This is a genomic window from Polaromonas sp. P1_H6, from assembly GCF_056405195.1.
Genome location: NZ_JBFUCN010000040.1, coordinates 1 through 16,293 on the forward strand (window position 1 = coordinate 1; position 16,293 = coordinate 16,293).

Genomic DNA, 16,293 nt, shown 5'->3' on the forward strand with positions numbered 1-16,293 from the left:
CCGTCCTGGCTGGGCCGAGGAGCGCAGAGACAAGCGGATCAGGGCTGGCGTTGTTTGAGCCGAAGGCGAGTTTAGCCAGACCCCGCTTGGCTCGAGCACCGCAGGTTGCCCGTAGCGAAGCGTAGGGACCCAGACTGCGGGTCGCCTTTCTTTTGCTTACTTTTCTTTGGCGAAGCAAAGAAAAGTGAGTCGCCGCCGGGCGACCCCGGCCAGCAGGACTCAGAAGAGAACCCGCCCGTCGAACGGAAACAGAACCCTTCAACATACGGCCAGCGCCTCCAGACAAAGCCTTTTATGCGCCTCCCCACTGGCAGGCTTGATCTCCAAAGAAGGCAACCTCAATCCATAGTCCAGCGACAGCTTGTCAGCCAACAACACCCAGGCACACAGCCGTGAAAGCTTCTGCTCAACGCCGGCAGAACCGGCCTGCGCAAAGTCCAGCCACAACTCATGCCGCTGCGCCTGCTGCGTGTCGCGAACCACCAGCCCGCTTCCTTGGCCGTCGTCCTTCGCGGCCTTCTTCCAGACCACCAGTTTCATCGGGTCGCCGCGCCGGTAACCCCGCACGCCGTCGAATTCGCCGCTGCTTTGCGCGCGCAGGGCGGCCGCGGCGCCGCCTGAGCGGGGTTCGCCGGGCGGCAGGGGCGGCGGGTGGGCTTCGGGCGCGGGGTAGACCAGGACCTGGGCGCCGGGCCGCCAGACGGTCCAGACGCGGAAGGTGCCCAGCGGGAACCGGGTTTCGGCGGTCAGCGTGGGCAGCCTGTGCAGGCCGCGCTTCGGCGGCGTGAAGGCCACCTGCACCACGCTGCTGCCTTGCGCGGGCACGTCGGTCCAGGCCCAGTGTCGCTCGCGGCCTTTTTCGGCGTCTACGTCATGCGGGTTGAGCACGCTCAGGCCTATGCCGTGGCGCACTGTACGCCGGGTGTTGGTCAGCTTGACCTCGAAAGCGGCGGTGGCGCCCACATACTGGGCGTGCGGCGCGACCAGGTTCATGGACAGGCCGCGCAGCGTGCCGTGGCAGACATGCATGCCGATGAGCGCGCTGCCGGCCAGCAAAAAAGTCAGCAGGTAGCCCAGGCTCAGCTGGTAATTGATGGCGGCCACCAGCAGCACCAGCAGGGTGACACCCATCATCCAGCCCGGACGGGTGGGAAGGATGTAAACGTTGCGCTGGGTCAGCGTCACGCTGTCGGTGAAAGGCAGCTTGCTCTGCCACCAGGCCTGGAAGCGGGCACGCACGAAGGCCAGGGGGTTGAGGGTGGATGCCAGCGCGGCCATAAGGAGAGGGAAGGGGCGGAAAAAGCGGACGATGTGTTTTTTTGGGGGCGGTGCTCAGGGCAGGGGCACGGCTTCCAGCATGGCGCGCACCTGTTCCACCGAGCCGCGCCCGGCGTCACTGACGGGAATCAGCCGGTGCGCGGCGGTCTGGGGCAGCACCGCGGCGATATCGTCGGGCGCCACGTAATCGCGCTTGCTCAGAAAGGCCTGGGCCCTGGCGGCCCGCATGATGGCTATACCGGCGCGCGGGCTCAGGCCCTGCAAAAACCAGCGGCCCGAACGGGTGGCCGCCACCAGGTCTTGCAGGTAGTTGAGCAGCGGCTCGGACGCGTGGACCTTGGCCACCATCTGCTGCAGCTCCAGCAGGTCGTGCGGCGCCAGCAGCGCGGGCAGTTGCTCGACCATCTCGCGCCTGTCGGCGCCGCGCAGCAGCTCGCGCTCGGCGGCGCGGTCGGGGTAACCCAGCGAAATCCGCATGTGGAAGCGGTCCAGCTGCGACTCGGGCAGGGCGTAGGTGCCGAGCTGGTCGTGCGGGTTCTGCGTGGCGATCACAAAAAAGGGCAGGGGCAGGGGGCGGGTTTCGCCTTCGACGGTGACCTGTTTTTCCTCCATGGCCTCGAGCAGGGCGCTCTGGGTCTTGGGGCTGGCGCGGTTGATTTCATCGGCCAGCAGCACCTGGGCGAACACCGGCCCGGGGTGGAACACAAAACTCTCCTTCTGGCGCTCGTAAATCGACACGCCCGACAGGTCGCTGGGCATCAGGTCGGCGGTGAACTGCACGCGTGAAAACTGCAGGCCGAAGGAGCGCGACAGCGCATGGGCCAGCGTGGTCTTGCCGACGCCCGGCACATCCTCGATCAGCAGGTGGCCGCCGGCCAGCAGGCAGGCCACGCAATCCTGCACCTGGGCCGGCTTGCCGACGATGACCGTGTTAAGCTGATTCAGGAGCGCTTGAAGTTTTTCTGTGACATTCATGGCGTCAACCATACCGTAAATTTTCGTAAAACATTGCCCGATGGTTTCCCGATGAACGCGACCGGTTATTTCAGCCATCCCGACTGCCGAAAGCACGAAATGGGGGCCGGGCACCCGGAATGCCCCGAGCGGCTCGATGCCATCGACGACTGGCTGCTGGCCATCGGCGTCAAGGACGCGCTGGACGCCCGCGAGGCGCCGCAGGCGGCCCTGGGCGACATCGAACTCGCACACGATCGCATGATGGTCGCCGCGCTGCGCGGCCTGAGCGACCACCTAGCCGATGACATACGGGCGGGCGGCCCGGCCTATGCCCAGATCGACCCCGACACCGCCCTCAACGTGCACACCTGGAACGCCGCCCTGCGCGCCGCCGGCGCCGCGCTGGCCGCCACCGATGCCGTGCTGTCCGGCGAACTCGAAAACGCCTTCTGCGCCGTGCGGCCGCCCGGCCACCATGCCTGCCATAACAAGGCCATGGGCTTCTGCTTTTTCAATAACATCGCCGTCGCCGCGCGTTATGCGCTGGAGCGCCACGGCCTCAAGCGTGTGGCGATTGTCGACTTCGACGTGCACCACGGCAATGGCACCGAGGACATCCTCAGCGGGGATGAGCGGGTGCTGATGGTGAGTTTTTTCCAGCATCCGCTCTACCCCTACAGCGGCACCGAGAGCCATGCCGGCAACATGCTCAACCTGCCCGTGCCGGCCTACACCAAGGGCATGGACGTGCGCGAGCTGGTCGAGATGATGTGGATACCGCGCCTGGAGGAATTCAAGCCCGAGATGATTTTTATCAGCGCCGGATTCGACGCGCACCGCGACGACGACCTGGGCCAGATGGGCCTGGTTGAGCAGGACTACGCCTGGATCACCCAGCGCATCAAGGACGTCGCGAAACGCCACTCGCAGGGCCGGATTGTTTCGTCGCTGGAAGGCGGCTACAACCTGAACGCGCTGGCACGCAGCGTGGAAGCCCACATCCGCGTGCTGGCCGACCTGTAGGAGGTTTGTTTCATGAGCGCCGCATCCGCTGACCTTTCGGCACCCGTGCTGCATAGCCAGGACGCGCGCGGCGTGCACCGCCTGGTGCTGAACCGCGCCGCCAGCTTCAACACCCTCAGCGAGGACGTGCTGGCCGCGCTGCAGGCCGCGCTCGACGCGATCGCGGCCGACGGCGCGGCGCGCGCGGTGGTCATCGCGGCCGAGGGCAAGGCCTTTTGCGCCGGCCACAACCTCAAAGACATGCACGCACAGCCCGAACTGGCCTATTACCAGAAGCTGTTTGCCCAGTGCACGCGCATGATGCTCAGCATCCAGAAGCTGCCGGTGCCTGTCATCGCGCGGGTGCAAGGCCTGGCCACCGCGGCCGGTTGCCAGCTGGTGGCGCAATGCGACCTGGCCGTGGCGGCCGGCAGTGCCAGCTTCGGCGTCAACGGCATAGACGTGGGCCTGTTCTGCGCCACGCCCAGCGTGCCGCTGGTGCGCAACATCCCGGCCAAGCAGGCCATGGAGATGCTGTTGACCGGCGGCTTCATCACGGCCGATGAAGCGCGCCAGCGTGGGCTGGTCAACCGCGTCGTGCCGCTGGAGGCGCTGGACGGCGAAGTCGAAAAATTGCTGCAGTCGCTATTGTCCAAACCGCGCGAGGCGCTGGCCATGGGCAAGGCGCTTTTTTACCAACAACGTGAAACCGGTATCGAGGCCGCCTACCAGCTCGCGGGCCAGTCCATGGCCCGCAACATGGCCCATGCCGTTGCACAGGAGGGCGTACAGGCCTTCATCGAAAAAAGGAAACCCCAATGGCCAGCGCCGGCGCCCTGACGACCCGTCCCCCCGCCCGTATCGACAACCTGGACGCCTGGTTCGCCGCGCTGGCCCAGCCCACGACGCTCACGGAGGTGGCCGCGCTGATCGGTTGCGCCTTGCTGGCCTGGCTGGTGGTGCGCGTGGCGGGCCGCGCGCGCATGGCGGTCGACGACAGCTCCATCCTGTTCGGGCGGCGCGTGATCGACGGTGTGCTTTTCCCCCTGCTGCTGCTGTTCCTGGCCTACGCGGCCAAGGCTTTGCTGGAGCGCATGTTTCCGCTGGCGCTCTTCAAGGTGGCGATTCCCGTGCTGGTCTCGCTGGCCGCGATACGCCTGGGTGTCAAGGTGCTGCAGGTGGCCTTCAAGGATGCACCGCTGGTGCGGGCGCTGGAGCGCACCATCTCCTGGCTGGCCTGGATCGCCATGGTGCTGTGGGTCAGCGGCCTGCTGCCCGTGGTGCTGGAAGAACTCGACGGCATCAAGTGGAAGATAGGCAACAGCAACCTCTCGGTGCGCACCATGCTCGAAGGCGCGGTGACGGCCGGCGTGGTGCTGCTGATCACGCTGTGGATATCGTCGGCCATCGAGTCGCGCCTGCTGCGCAAGGCCACTGGCAACGAACTGTCCCTGCGCAAGGCCGTCAGCAACGCGGTGCGCGCCGTGCTGATGTTTGTGGGCCTGATGCTGGCGCTGTCCTCGGTAGGCATAGACCTCACAGCCTTGTCGGTGCTGGGCGGCGCGATAGGCGTGGGCGTGGGTTTCGGCCTGCAGAAGCTGGCCGCCAACTACGTCAGCGGCTTTGTCATGCTGGCCGAGCGCAGCGTGCGCATAGGCGACAACATCCGGGTCGACACCTTCGAGGGCCGCATCACCGACATCAACGCGCGCTACACCGTGGTGCGCGCACCTTCGGGGCGCGAGTCCATCGTGCCCAACGAGATGTTCATCAGCACCCGCGTTGAAAACCTGTCGCTGAGCGACCCGCAGGTGCTGCAGTCCACCGTGGTTTCGGTGGGCTATGACAGCGATGTGGAGCTCGTGATGCGCCTGCTCAACGAGGCCGCGCTCAGGCAGGACCGCGTGCTGCGCGACCCGGCCCCCGGCACCAACCTGACCAACTTCGGCGCCGACGGGTTGGAGTTCACGCTCAACTACTGGATGGCCGACCCGGAAAACGGCCAGCAAAACCTGCGCTCCCGCATCAACCTGGCCATCCTGGAAGCCCTGCGCGCGCACAACATCGACATTCCCTATCCGCAGCGCGTGGTGCACACCCGCGTCACGGCGGACGGGGACGCCGCCAAACCCTCCTGAACCGGCCCGGGCCCCTGGAGGGCGCCCAGCCGCGGGGCAATTGGCGCCTGAAAGACACCTTTAGGACAACGGTTGGGCAGGATGCTCTAATTCCCCTTGTTTCGCCCTCTATAATGAAAAATAGAACGACCGTTCTTTTTCTGCCCGGCAGTGCTGGTTACCTTCCGGCCGCCGGCCCCGCAGCCCGCACCCGGCATGCCGCAGCATAGAATGCAAAGCTTACGTTTACGTCAACGTCAATCAATACATCTCATCAACAACTCTGGAGCCCTGTCATGAAGGTCTTGGTCCCCGTCAAGCGTGTAGTCGACTACAACGTGAAAGTCCGCGTCAAATCCGATGGCACTGGTGTCGACATCGCCAACGTCAAGATGAGCATGAACCCGTTTGACGAGATCGCCGTCGAAGAGGCCACCCGCCTGAAGGAAAAAGGCGTGGTCACCGAGGTGATCGCCGTCAGCTGCGGCGTGCTGCAGTGCCAGGAAACCCTGCGCACCGCCATGGCCATAGGCGCCGACCGCGCCATCCTGGTGGAGACCGCCGAAGAACTGCAGCCCCTGGCCGTCGCCAAGCTGCTCAAGGCCCTGGTCGAAAAAGAACAACCCCAGCTCGTCATCCTCGGCAAGCAAGCCATCGACGACGACTGCAACCAGACCGGCCAGATGCTGGCCGCGCTGCTGGGCTGGCCCCAGGCGACTTTTGCCTCCAAGGTCGAAGTCGAAGGCGGCACCGCCAAGGTCACGCGCGAAGTCGACGGTGGCCTGGAAACCCTCTCGCTCACGCTGCCGGCCATCATCACCACCGACCTGCGCCTCAATGAGCCGCGCTACGTCACCCTGCCCAACATCATGAAGGCCAAGAAGAAGCAGCTCGACAACATCAAGCCCGAAGAGCTCGGCGTCGACGTCAAGCCGCGCATCAAGACCCTGAAGGTCAGCGAGCCGCCCAAGCGCAGCGCCGGCATCAAGGTGGCCGACGTGGCCGCCCTGGTGGACAAGCTCAAGAACGAAGCCAAAGTTATCTAAGGAGTTGATTGAAATGACCGCACTCGCATCACTCGTCGTGGCAGAACACGACAACAACTCCATCAAGCCCGCCACCCTCAACACCGTGACGGCTGCCGCACAGTGCGGCGGCGACGTGCACGTGCTGGTGGCCGGCAAGGGCGCCGAAGCCGCCGCCAAGGCCGCCGCCGCGATTGCCGGCGTCGCCAAGGTCATCCATGTCGAAGGCGAGCACTTCGCCCACGGCCTGGCCGAGAACATGGCCGCGCAGGTGCTGGCCATCGCTTCCGCCTATTCGCACATCCTGTTTCCCGCCACCGCCTCGGGCAAGAACATCGCTCCCCGCGTAGCCGCGACGCTGGACGTGGGCCAGATCTCCGACATCACCAAGGTTGATGCCGCCGACACCTTTGAGCGCCCCATCTATGCCGGCAACGCGATTGCCATCGTGCAAAGCCTGGACGCGACCAAAGTCATCACCGTGCGCACCACCGGCTTTGACGCCGCGGCTGCCACAGGCGGCTCCGCGACGATTGAGACCCCTGCGGGCGTGGCCGACAGCGGCAAGTCGACTTTCCTGGGTTCCGAGATCGCCAAGAGCGACCGCCCTGAACTGACCGCCGCCAAGATCATCGTCTCGGGTGGCCGGGCCATGGGCTCCAGCGAGAAGTTCAACGAAGTGCTGACGCCGCTGGCCGACAAGCTGGGCGCGGCGCTGGGCGCCTCGCGCGCCGCCGTCGATGCGGGCTACGCCCCCAACGACTGGCAAGTGGGCCAGACCGGCAAGATCGTCGCGCCGCAGCTTTACATCGCCGCCGGCATTTCCGGCGCGATCCAGCACCTGGCCGGCATGAAGGACAGCAAGGTCATTGTCGCGATCAACAAAGACCCTGAGGCGCCTATCTTCAGCGTGGCCGATTACGGCCTGGAGGCCGACCTGTTCACGGCCGTGCCCGAGCTGGTCGCGGCTTTGTGACCTGTTAGTGAGTTAACTCCCTCCCCCACTGGGGGAGGGCAGGGGTGGGGACCGGCGGCGGTTGAGCGAGCACTTTGCCACGGCCGCAAGCCCCCATCCCAAGCTTCCCCCAGCGGGGGAAGGAGCAAGAGAAATTCGGAGACAAGAACATGACGTACAAAGCCCCTCTCAAGGACATGCTGTTTGACATCCAGCACCTGGCCAACATCGAACAGATCGCGCAGATTCCGGGCTTCGAGGAAGCCGGCTTCGATACCGCGCAAGCCGTGCTCGAGGAGTGCGCCAAGTTCAACGAAGGCGTGCTGGCCCCGCTGAACCGCGAGGGCGACATCAACCCCTCAAGCTTTCAGGCCGGCGAAGTCACCACCACGCCCGGCTTCAAGGAAGCCTTCAAACAATACGTCGAAGGCGGCTGGCAAGGCCTGCAGCACCCGGCCGATTTTGGCGGCCAGGGCCTGCCCAAGACCATAGGCGCGGCCTGCGGCGAAATGCTCAACTCGGCCAACATGAGCTTCGCGCTGTGCCCGCTGCTCAGCGACGGTGCCATCGAGGCGCTGCTGACGGCCGGCTCCGACGAGCTCAAGGCGGTTTACCTCGAAAAACTCGTGAGCGGCCAGTGGACCGGCACCATGAACCTGACCGAGCCACAGGCCGGCTCAGACCTGGCCATGGTGCGCAGCCGTGCCGAGCCGCAACCCGACGGCAGCTACAAGATTTTCGGCACCAAGATCTTCATCACCTATGGTGAGCACGACATGGCCGAGAACATCGTGCACCTGGTGCTGGCCCGCGTCACGGGCGCGCCCGAAGGCGTCAAGGGCATCAGCCTGTTTGTCGTGCCCAAGTTCATGGTCGGCAAGGACGGCGCACTGGGCGCGCGCAACGACGTGCACTGCGTGAGCATAGAACACAAGATGGGCATCAAGGCTTCGCCCACCGCTGTGCTGCAGTACGGCGACAACGGTGGCGCCGTCGGCTACATCGTCGGCGAAGAAAACCGCGGCCTCGAATACATGTTCATCATGATGAACTCGGCGCGCTACGCCGTCGGGATGCAGGGCATCGCGATTGCCGAGCGTGCCTACCAGAAGGCCGTGGCGTTTTCGAAAGACCGCGTGCAGAGCCGCCCCGTCGACGGCTCCATCAAGGCCAGCGCGCCCATCATCCACCACCCCGACGTCAAGCGCATGCTGATGACCATGCGCGCCTACACCGAAGGCTGCCGCGCCATGGCCTCGGTGGCCGCCGCGGCTTACGACGCAACGCATCACCACCCCGATGCCGAGGTGCGCAAGCAGAACCAGGCGTTTTACGAATTCATGGTGCCGCTGGTCAAGGGCTACAGCACCGAGATGAGCCTGGAAGTCACGTCGCTGGGCGTACAGGTGCACGGCGGCATGGGCTTCATCGAAGAGACCGGTGCGGCCCAGTACTACCGCGACGCGAAGATCCTGACCATCTACGAAGGCACGACCGCCATCCAGGCCAACGACCTGATAGGCCGCAAGACCTCGCGCGATGGCGGCCAGACCGCCAAGGCGATCGCCGGCCAGATAGCCGCCACTGAAAAAGAACTCGTGAAGCAGGGCAGCGCCGATGCGCTGGCCGTGGCCAAGCGCCTGAAGGCCGCGCGTGAAGCTTTCATCGACGTGGTCGACTTTGTCGCCGGCAACACCAAAGCCAGCCCCAACGCTGTGTTCGCCGGCAGCGTGCCTTACCTCATGCTCGCGGGTAACGTGGTCGCTGGCTGGCAGATGGCGCGTTCGCTGCTGGTCGCGCAAGAGCAGATCGCGCAAGGCGTGGACGTGGCCTTCATGCAGGCCAAGATCACGACCGCGCGTTTTTACGCCGACCACCTGCTGACCAAAGCCCCCGGCCTGCGCGACAGCATCGTTGAAGGCGCCGACAGCGTGACCGCGCTGGCGCTGGAAGCGTTCTGAGGCGGCACGGCCTGCACGGTTTTTCATCTCCAGCTGCCCCCGCGTGGGCAGCGTGTTTTCCTGAATCCCTGAACTTCGGAGCCACCATGTCCAGACTGCCCGGCGCATTGAACCAGCTGCCCCTGCCCATCATCGGCTCGCCGCTCTTCATCATCAGCAATCCCAAGCTGGTCATCGCGCAGTGCAAGGCCGGTGTGGTCGGCGCCATGCCCGCGCTCAATGCGCGCCCGGCGTCGCAGCTTGACGAATGGCTGGCTGAGATCACCGAGGCGCTGGCCGCCCACAACAAGGCCAACCCCGGCAAGCCGGCCGCGCCTTTCGCCATCAACCAGATCGTGCACAAGTCCAACGACAGGCTGGAGCACGACATGGAAATGTGCGTGAAGTACAAGGTGCCCATCTACATCACCAGCCTGGGCGCGCGCGAAGACATCAACGCCGCCGCGCACAGCTACGGCGGTGTGGTGCTGCACGACATCATCAACAACAAGTTCGCGCGCAAGGCGATTGAAAAAGGCGCCGACGGCCTGGTCGCCGTGGCCGCCGGCGCGGGCGGCCATGCGGGCGTCAAAAGCCCCTTCGCGCTGATCCAGGAAATCCGCCAGTGGTTCGACGGCCCGCTGGCGCTGTCGGGTGCCATCTCCACCGGCGGCGCGGTGCTGGCCGCGCAGGCCATGGGCGCCGACTTCGCCTACATAGGCTCGGCCTTTATCGCCACCGATGAAGCGCGCGCCACCGACGCCTACAAGCAGGCCATCGTCGACGGCAATTCCGACGACATCGTTTACAGCAGCCTGTTCACGGGCGTGCACGGCAACTACCTCGCGCCCTCGATACGCGCGGCCGGCATGGACCCCGAGAACCTGCCCGAGGGCGACGTCAAGACCATGAACTTCGGCGGCGGTGAAGGCAGCAAGTCCAAGGCCTGGAAAGACATCTGGGGCTGCGGCCAGGGCATAGGCGCCGTCAGCAAGGTGCAAAGCGCCGCCGCCTTTGTGGAGCAACTCAAGCGCGAATACCTTGACGCGCGCCAGCGCGTCTGCGCTTGAACCTGGCCACGCGAATCCATGACCACGCCCCAGCGCCTTCAGGGCCTTGACGCCCTCAAAGGCCTGGCCTGCGTGCTGATCGTCTGGCACCACCTGGCTTTTTACGGGCCCATGTCGGACGTGGTGTATTCGTCCGCGCCCGGCCTCATGGACTGGCTTTACGGCTACGGACGCATGGCGGTGCAGTTCTTCCTGGTCGCGGCGGGTTTCCTGGCCGCCGCCTCGCTCGCGCCGCAGGGCGTCGCCGTGTTCGAGGCGCCAGGCCACCTGATCTTTCGCCGCTATGCGCGGCTCGTCAAACCCTACCTGGCCGCGCTCGCCGTCAGCGTGCTGGTGGCCGCGCTGCTCAGGCCCTGGTTCGACCATCCCTCGGTGCCAGCGGCGCCCACGCTGTTCCAGTTGCTGGCCCATGGCTTGCTACTGCAGGATGTGCTGGGCCAGGAGTCGCTGTCGGCCGGTGTCTGGTATGTGGCGATGGACTTGCAGCTCTATGCAATGGCCGTGCTGGTGTTTGCCGCCGCGCGGCCGCTGCGTATGAGCACGGCGTTATCGGGGGTATCGGCGGGGGCCATGGCTGTGCTGTTGATCGCGCTGCTCTCATTGGGGGTGTTCAACCGGAACCCGCTTTTTGACATCACCGCCCTGTATTTTTTCGGCGCCTACGCGCTGGGCATGCTGGCCTTCTGGGCCTCGCGCGCGGCAGGTGCGCAACGCGGATACTGGCTGGCCGCCATGGCGGTGCTGGGCGCGCTGGCCCTGGCGCTGGATTTCAGGGGCAGGATCGTGGTGGCCCTGGCAAGCGCCTTCGGCCTGGTGTGGCTGGCGGGCCTTGCGCCAAGCCACTGGCTGCTGCGCGGGTTGCGGCAGCGCCCGCTGCTGCATTTGGGCCGCATCTCGTATTCGGTGTTCCTGATCCACTTCCCGGTCTGCCTGCTGGCCAATGCGGTCGTCAGCCATTTCTGGCCCACGCAACTGGCCGCGAATGTGCTGGGCATGCTGCTGGCGTTCGCGCTGTCATTGCTCGCGGGGCAGGCGCTGTACCGCTGGGTGGAATCCGCGCCCGCGCTCCTCGCGCCCGGGCGCTTCCGGCGTTTGTTCAGCCGCTGAAACGGCCGGCGCGAAAATTCAGCGCCTGAACATTTCCAGCTTCAGTTCCGCCGGCTCGCCCAGCCACGAAGCGTGTGTGGTGTGGTCCGCCAGGTCATCGCCCGTGAGCCCATGCACAAACACGTCCAGGCCTTTGCGCTCGCTCTCCAGCCAGGGAATGATGCGTTCGAACTCCGCGCTGTCAAACGACAGCTGGCAACTCCAGCGCGGATGCGGCCCGACCTCACGCTCATGCACGCGGCCCACGCCGACATGGAACAGCTCACCGGCCCGGGTGGCCAGCGCGCGCGCCTGTTCGACGGTGTCGGGGCCGAAATAGAGGTGGGCGTGGTAGCGGCTGTGAATATTTGCCGGGCGTTGTGTCATGTCAGTCAAAGGTGTTCAAGGATAAAAACACAGGTCTTTAAAAACCATCCAGAAAAGTCATCTCGGGCAAGGGTGCGTCCGGGTGTTCGGCAAGGGCCTTGGCATGCACTTGGCGCATGCGCTGCCGGCAATGGTCCAGGTCTTTGACTTGAAACAGGAACAACACCTCGTCCCGGTTTTCCGCGTTCTGCCACAAGTGCTCGAGGTACATGCCGTGCTCCGCATGCTCCGCGGCATCGTGTTCAAGCTGTTGTTTGACGGCGGTGAGGGGTGCCCCTTTGAGCTTTGCCAGTACATGTGCCATGGTGAAATCTCCAGCGAGCCCATCATTATTGCGGTTTGGTGACGCCGGCGTTGTGATCAGGGTTTTCCAGCGCAAATTTTGAAACTTGGGGCGCTGTTTTTCAACGCCGGCCTGGCCCGTGCTTATCCATCAGGCGAAATCGCTTCTCCTCTGTTTGGAGGGGGCCAGTAGTAAAAATGGATTCACATACGGCGCCCATCAAAACAGGTATGGTTCGCGCGAAAAAGAAATTGCTTCGCAAAAGCAACACCCCCAAAAAATGCCCGGGCCGGCGGTTGTTTTAAATCTAAACTGGCTCGGGCCATGCGGCATGTCTTTGACATCACCGGGTGGTTTTGCAGGCGGCGCATCGACAAGGGACGATGGCGCGAGATGGTTCAAAATAAAGCAAGCCTCTCCAGCGGGGTAGATTCGGGATGATGGACAAGAAAATATCGGGGGATGCCTTTTTCTGGGCATTGCAGGGGATTTGCGCGCTGCATCGCAAGCCATTTTCGGACGCGCTGGCACGCCAGCAACTGGCGGCGCCCTATACGACGCGCTCCCTGGTGGACGCGATGCAGGCCTATGGCTTTGACGCCGTCCACCACAAGGCCAAAGCCGACAAGCTGCACAAGGAAACCTTTCCGCTGATTGCCTGGCTGCAGCCCAAGGCATTTGAAACGGCTGAAACGGGTGAAACAGCCGAAGCCGGCCGGGAAAAAAGTGAGGGGCTGGAAGCAGCAGCCGGGCAGACGGTGCCGGCCCTGATCCTGCAAGCCGACGCCACCAAGCTGCTGCTGGTCGAAGCCGGCGACGCCAGCCCACGCACGCTGGAGCTGCCTGAATTCGCACTGCGTTACAGCGGCCATATCACCCGTGTCACGCCGCAGGCCGACCCAGCCGCCGACCCCGACAGCGAAGCCCAGGCGCGGCAGGCGCGCAAGTTCGGCTTCAGCTGGTTTGTGCCAGAACTGCTCAAACACAAAAAACTCTGGCAGGAGGTGCTGCTGGCCTCCCTGGTCATCCAGCTCATCGCGCTGGCCACGCCGCTGTTCACCCAGGCCATCATCGACAAGGTGGTGGTGCACCGCACCGAAAGCACGTTGATCGTCATCGCCATCGGCATGCTGGTGTTCATGACTTTCTCCGCGGCGCTGTCGTGGCTGCGCCAGTACCTGGTGCTGCACACCGGCAACCGCGTCGACGCGGTACTGGGCTCTTCGGTCTTCGAGCGCCTCTTCAAGTTGCCGCCGCTGTATTTCCAGCATCGGCCCACCGGTGTCATCGCGGCCCGCCTGCATGGCGTGGAAACCATTCGCGAGTTCATCGCGAGTGCGGCCGTCACACTGATCCTGGATTTCCCCTTCCTGCTGATCTTCGTCGCCATCATGTTTTATTACAGCGTCACCTTGACGCTGATCGTGCTGGCCATCCTGGCCGTCATCGTCGGCCTGAGCCTGGTGGTCGCGCCCTTGTTCCAGGCGCGGCTGCAGGAGCAGTTCCAGATGGGCGCGCGCAACCAGGCTTTCCTGACGGAATACGTGGTCGGCCTGGAGACCGTCAAGTCGCTGCAGCTGGAGCCCCAGCTCAACAGCAAATACAGCGGCTACCTCGCCAGCTACCTGCAGGCCGGCTTTGCCACCAAGCAGCTGGCCAACAGCTACAACACCGCCTCCAACCTGCTCGAGCAGCTCATGAGCCTGCTGATCCTGGGCATAGGCGCATACACCGTCATGCACAGCAAGGAGTTCACCATCGGCATGCTGGTGGCCTTCCAGATGTTTTCCGGCCGGCTCTCGCAGCCCATGCTGCGCCTGGTCGGCCTGTGGCAGCAGTTCCAGCAGGCCAGCCTGTCGGTGGCGCGCCTCGGCGATTTGATGAACGCGCCGATTGAGCCTTATTCGGTGATCCCCGCGCGCGACACCGCGCGCAAGGGCGAAATCCAGATCCACGAGATCGCCTTCAAATACGCCGAGCACCTGCCACTGGTGTACGAGAACCTTTCGCTGGCCATCAAGCCCGGCCAGATGATAGGCATCATGGGCCCCTCGGGCTGTGGCAAGAGCACGCTGGCCAAACTGCTGCAGGGCTTTTACCAGCCCAGCGCTGGCCGCATCCTCATCGACGGCATCGACATACGCTACCTGTCGGCCAACGAGTTGCGCAGCCACTTCGGCGTGGTGCCGCAAGAGACCATGCTGTTCAGCGGCACGATTTACGACAACCTGCAGATGGCCAGCCCCAACGCCACCTTTGAGCAGATCACCGCCGCCTGCAAGATGGCCGAGATCCACAGCGTCATCGAAGCCCAGCCCCAGGGCTACCAGACCGAGATCGGCGAGCGCGGCGCCGGCCTCTCGGGCGGGCAGAAGCAGCGCATCGCGATTGCGCGCGCGCTGCTCAAGCGCCCCAGCATCCTGGTGTTTGACGAGGCCACCAGCGCGCTCGACGGCCCCACGGCCGAACACTTCGCGCAAACCATCAATTCCCTCAAGGGCAAGGTCACCATGCTCTTCATCACCCACGGCCTGCCCAAGGGCCTCAAGATAGACGCGGTGTTCCGCCTCACGGCCACGGGCGCGCAGCTGATGTCGCCCGCACAAGGCCCCGCCGCCAAGGTCACGCCCATGAACCACGGCAACCATACCGGAGGCACCGCGTTGCGCACCGTGCCCAAGACGGAGGGCGAGGTATGAGCGCCGTGCCCCCCACCACGCCGCAAGACGGTGCACCGCAGGCAGAGGCGCCGGCCGCCGACGCGCAGGCCAACACACAAGCTTCCGCCAAGGTCGTTCAATTGCGCCCGCCCAGCCAGTGGCACGACCCGCTCAGGCTGATCCAGAACGAAGCGCCCAGCGAGTTCGGCCGCATCGTGCTGTGGGCCGTATCGGCCCTGGTATTTATCCTGCTGATCTGGGCCGCCATCGGCAAGCTCGACATCATCGCCACCGCCGAAGGCAAGCTGGTGCCGCAAACCCTGGTCAAGATCGTGCAGCCCGCCGAGCCCGGCGTCGTCAAGGAGTTGCTCGTCAACGAAGGCGACACCGTCAAGCGCGGCCAGGTGCTCGCGCGGCTCGACACCACGCTGGCCAGTGCCGACAAGGCCGGCATCAGCAGCGACCTGGCGACCCAGCAACTGCAGATGCGCCGCCTCGAAGCCGAACTCGCCGACCAGCCCATGCTTCCCAAAGCCGGCGACGACCCGCAGGCTTACGCCCATGTGCAGAGCCAGTACATCGCGCACCGCAAAGCCTTCCTCGACAGCCTGGACCAGGAAAAATCCATGCTCACCAAAGCCGAGCATGAGAAAAAAGGCGCGGCCGAAATGCTGGCCAAGCTGCAGCAAACCTTGCCCACCTACCAGCGCACCGCAGCCGCCTACGAGAAGCTCGAGAAAGAAGGCTTTATGGGCAGCCTCGCCGCCGCCGACAAACAGCGCGAAGCGATTGAAAAAGGCAAGGACCTCGACGCCCAGCAATCCGCCGTGCAGGCCTTCAGCGCCACCATCGCCGCGCAGACCAAAAAAATCAGCCAGCTGCAAAGCGCTTACAAGAGCGAGTTGCAAAAAGAGCTCGCCGACGTGCGCGCCAAAACCGCACAGCTGCAACCCACCCTCGACAAAAGCATTTACAAGGAAGGCCTGATGGAATTGCGCGCCCCGCAAGACGGTGTCATCAAGGACCTGGCCACCACCACCGTGGGCGCGGTGGTGCAGCCCGGCACCGTGGTGCTGACTTTAGTGCCCCAGGGCGAGCAGCTGTTTGCCGATGTTTCCATCAAGAACGACGACGTGGGTTTTGTGCAAGTGGGCCAGTCCGCGCAAGTGAAGCTCGCCGCCTACCCGTTTCAGAAATACGGCATGTTGATGGGCAAGGTCATCCACATCAGCGCTGATGCGACGCAGAACAACCAGGGCGGTAGTGGCTCGTCATCAGGCAGCACCGGCTCAAGCAGTGCCGATGCCGCTGCGGCGGCCGCAGCCGCCATGGCGACCTACAAGGTGCGCGTCAGGCTCGACGAACAAGTGCTCAAAGACCCGCAGGGCAGGGCACTGGTCATCACCCCGGGCATGCAGGTCGTGGCCGAGATCAACCAGGGTAAGCGGACGGTGCTCGAGTATTTGCTGTCGCCTGTGCAGAAGGCGGTGCAGGAGTCGGGGAGGGAGAGATGAATGAGATCAACATAGGGCC

At 64.5% G+C, this 16,293-nt stretch carries 14 protein-coding genes; 10 read left to right on the forward strand and 4 right to left on the reverse strand.

The window, feature by feature from the left end; translation table 11 throughout:
• Window positions 1-258: 258 nt before the first annotated feature.
• Window positions 259-1,278, reverse strand: a complete 1,020-nt coding sequence (locus AC1D1F_RS23100; protein ID WP_477677913.1) for a DUF58 domain-containing protein — start codon at window positions 1,276-1,278, stop codon at window positions 259-261.
• A 54-nt stretch (window positions 1,279-1,332) separates the two neighbouring features.
• Window positions 1,333-2,253 (reverse strand): AAA family ATPase, encoded by a 921-nt coding sequence (locus tag AC1D1F_RS23105; RefSeq protein ID WP_477677914.1) that lies wholly within the window; start codon window positions 2,251-2,253, stop codon window positions 1,333-1,335.
• 51 nt (window positions 2,254-2,304) lie between these two features.
• Between AC1D1F_RS23105 and AC1D1F_RS23110 the strand changes: the two genes are divergently transcribed.
• From AC1D1F_RS23110 to AC1D1F_RS23145, 8 genes are all read left to right on the forward strand, one after another.
• The gene (locus tag AC1D1F_RS23110; RefSeq protein ID WP_477677915.1) at window positions 2,305-3,258 is read left to right on the forward strand and encodes a histone deacetylase family protein; all 954 of its coding nucleotides are present in this window, start codon (window positions 2,305-2,307) and stop codon (window positions 3,256-3,258) included.
• Window positions 3,259-3,270: 12 nt separating this feature from the next.
• Window positions 3,271-4,077 carry an enoyl-CoA hydratase gene (locus AC1D1F_RS23115; RefSeq protein WP_477696677.1) on the forward strand — a complete coding sequence of 269 codons (807 nt, stop codon included), beginning with the start codon at window positions 3,271-3,273 and terminating at the stop codon, window positions 4,075-4,077.
• Window positions 4,056-5,375 carry a mechanosensitive ion channel family protein gene (locus AC1D1F_RS23120; protein WP_477677917.1) on the forward strand — a complete coding sequence of 440 codons (1,320 nt, stop codon included), beginning with the start codon at window positions 4,056-4,058 and terminating at the stop codon, window positions 5,373-5,375. The genes AC1D1F_RS23115 and AC1D1F_RS23120 overlap by 22 nt, the downstream gene beginning before the upstream one ends.
• Window positions 5,376-5,650: 275 nt before the next feature.
• Window positions 5,651-6,400: an electron transfer flavoprotein subunit beta/FixA family protein gene (locus tag AC1D1F_RS23125; RefSeq protein WP_436155153.1), complete on the forward strand. Its 750-nt coding sequence runs from the start codon at window positions 5,651-5,653 to the stop codon at window positions 6,398-6,400.
• 13 nt (window positions 6,401-6,413) lie between these two features.
• Window positions 6,414-7,355 (forward strand): electron transfer flavoprotein subunit alpha/FixB family protein, encoded by a 942-nt coding sequence (locus tag AC1D1F_RS23130; RefSeq protein ID WP_477677919.1) that lies wholly within the window; start codon window positions 6,414-6,416, stop codon window positions 7,353-7,355.
• 149 nt (window positions 7,356-7,504) lie between these two features.
• Window positions 7,505-9,295: an acyl-CoA dehydrogenase gene (locus AC1D1F_RS23135; RefSeq protein WP_477696676.1), complete on the forward strand. Its 1,791-nt coding sequence runs from the start codon at window positions 7,505-7,507 to the stop codon at window positions 9,293-9,295.
• Window positions 9,296-9,381: 86 nt separating this feature from the next.
• A complete protein-coding gene (locus AC1D1F_RS23140) occupies window positions 9,382-10,344 on the forward strand; it encodes an NAD(P)H-dependent flavin oxidoreductase (RefSeq protein WP_477696675.1) in 963 nt (320 codons plus the stop codon).
• Window positions 10,345-10,362: 18 nt separating this feature from the next.
• Window positions 10,363-11,451, forward strand: coding sequence for an acyltransferase family protein (locus AC1D1F_RS23145; protein ID WP_477678920.1), 1,089 nt, complete (start codon window positions 10,363-10,365; stop codon window positions 11,449-11,451).
• A gap of 18 nt (window positions 11,452-11,469) precedes the next feature.
• On the opposite strand, the gene AC1D1F_RS23150 is transcribed toward AC1D1F_RS23145, so the two are convergent.
• Both AC1D1F_RS23150 and AC1D1F_RS23155 read right to left on the reverse strand, forming a co-directional pair.
• Window positions 11,470-11,817: a DOPA 4,5-dioxygenase family protein gene (locus tag AC1D1F_RS23150; protein ID WP_477678921.1), complete on the reverse strand. Its 348-nt coding sequence runs from the start codon at window positions 11,815-11,817 to the stop codon at window positions 11,470-11,472.
• A gap of 37 nt (window positions 11,818-11,854) precedes the next feature.
• Complete coding sequence (locus AC1D1F_RS23155; RefSeq protein ID WP_477696674.1) at window positions 11,855-12,196, reverse strand: hypothetical protein; 342 nt, start codon at window positions 12,194-12,196, stop codon at window positions 11,855-11,857.
• 344 nt (window positions 12,197-12,540) lie between these two features.
• On the opposite strand from AC1D1F_RS23155, the gene AC1D1F_RS23160 reads away from it, so the two are divergent.
• The gene (locus AC1D1F_RS23160; RefSeq protein ID WP_477696673.1) at window positions 12,541-14,799 is read left to right on the forward strand and encodes a peptidase domain-containing ABC transporter; all 2,259 of its coding nucleotides are present in this window, start codon (window positions 12,541-12,543) and stop codon (window positions 14,797-14,799) included.
• A complete protein-coding gene (locus AC1D1F_RS23165; RefSeq protein ID WP_477700853.1) occupies window positions 14,796-16,274 on the forward strand; it encodes an HlyD family type I secretion periplasmic adaptor subunit in 1,479 nt (492 codons plus the stop codon). Before AC1D1F_RS23160 ends, AC1D1F_RS23165 begins: the two co-directional genes overlap by 4 nt.
• Window positions 16,275-16,293 lie beyond the last annotated feature (19 nt).

What these genes read in the sequence shown, in the direction of transcription:
- AC1D1F_RS23115 (WP_477696677.1), top strand. Translation starts at nt 3,271, where the DNA reads ATGAGCGCCGCATCCGCTGACCTTTCGGCACCCGTGCTGCATAGCCAG.
- AC1D1F_RS23160 (WP_477696673.1), top strand. Translation starts at nt 12,541, where the DNA reads ATGGACAAGAAAATATCGGGGGATGCCTTTTTCTGGGCATTGCAGGGG.
- AC1D1F_RS23135 (WP_477696676.1), top strand. Translation starts at nt 7,505, where the DNA reads ATGACGTACAAAGCCCCTCTCAAGGACATGCTGTTTGACATCCAGCAC.
- AC1D1F_RS23145 (WP_477678920.1), top strand. Translation starts at nt 10,363, where the DNA reads ATGACCACGCCCCAGCGCCTTCAGGGCCTTGACGCCCTCAAAGGCCTG.
- AC1D1F_RS23120 (WP_477677917.1), top strand. Translation starts at nt 4,056, where the DNA reads ATGGCCAGCGCCGGCGCCCTGACGACCCGTCCCCCCGCCCGTATCGAC.
- AC1D1F_RS23130 (WP_477677919.1), top strand. Translation starts at nt 6,414, where the DNA reads ATGACCGCACTCGCATCACTCGTCGTGGCAGAACACGACAACAACTCC.
- AC1D1F_RS23150 (WP_477678921.1), bottom strand. Translation starts at nt 11,817, where the DNA reads ATGACACAACGCCCGGCAAATATTCACAGCCGCTACCACGCCCACCTC.
- AC1D1F_RS23140 (WP_477696675.1), top strand. Translation starts at nt 9,382, where the DNA reads ATGTCCAGACTGCCCGGCGCATTGAACCAGCTGCCCCTGCCCATCATC.
- AC1D1F_RS23165 (WP_477700853.1), top strand. Translation starts at nt 14,796, where the DNA reads ATGAGCGCCGTGCCCCCCACCACGCCGCAAGACGGTGCACCGCAGGCA.
- AC1D1F_RS23105 (WP_477677914.1), bottom strand. Translation starts at nt 2,253, where the DNA reads ATGAATGTCACAGAAAAACTTCAAGCGCTCCTGAATCAGCTTAACACG.
- AC1D1F_RS23125 (WP_436155153.1), top strand. Translation starts at nt 5,651, where the DNA reads ATGAAGGTCTTGGTCCCCGTCAAGCGTGTAGTCGACTACAACGTGAAA.
- AC1D1F_RS23100 (WP_477677913.1), bottom strand. Translation starts at nt 1,278, where the DNA reads ATGGCCGCGCTGGCATCCACCCTCAACCCCCTGGCCTTCGTGCGTGCC.
- AC1D1F_RS23110 (WP_477677915.1), top strand. Translation starts at nt 2,305, where the DNA reads ATGAACGCGACCGGTTATTTCAGCCATCCCGACTGCCGAAAGCACGAA.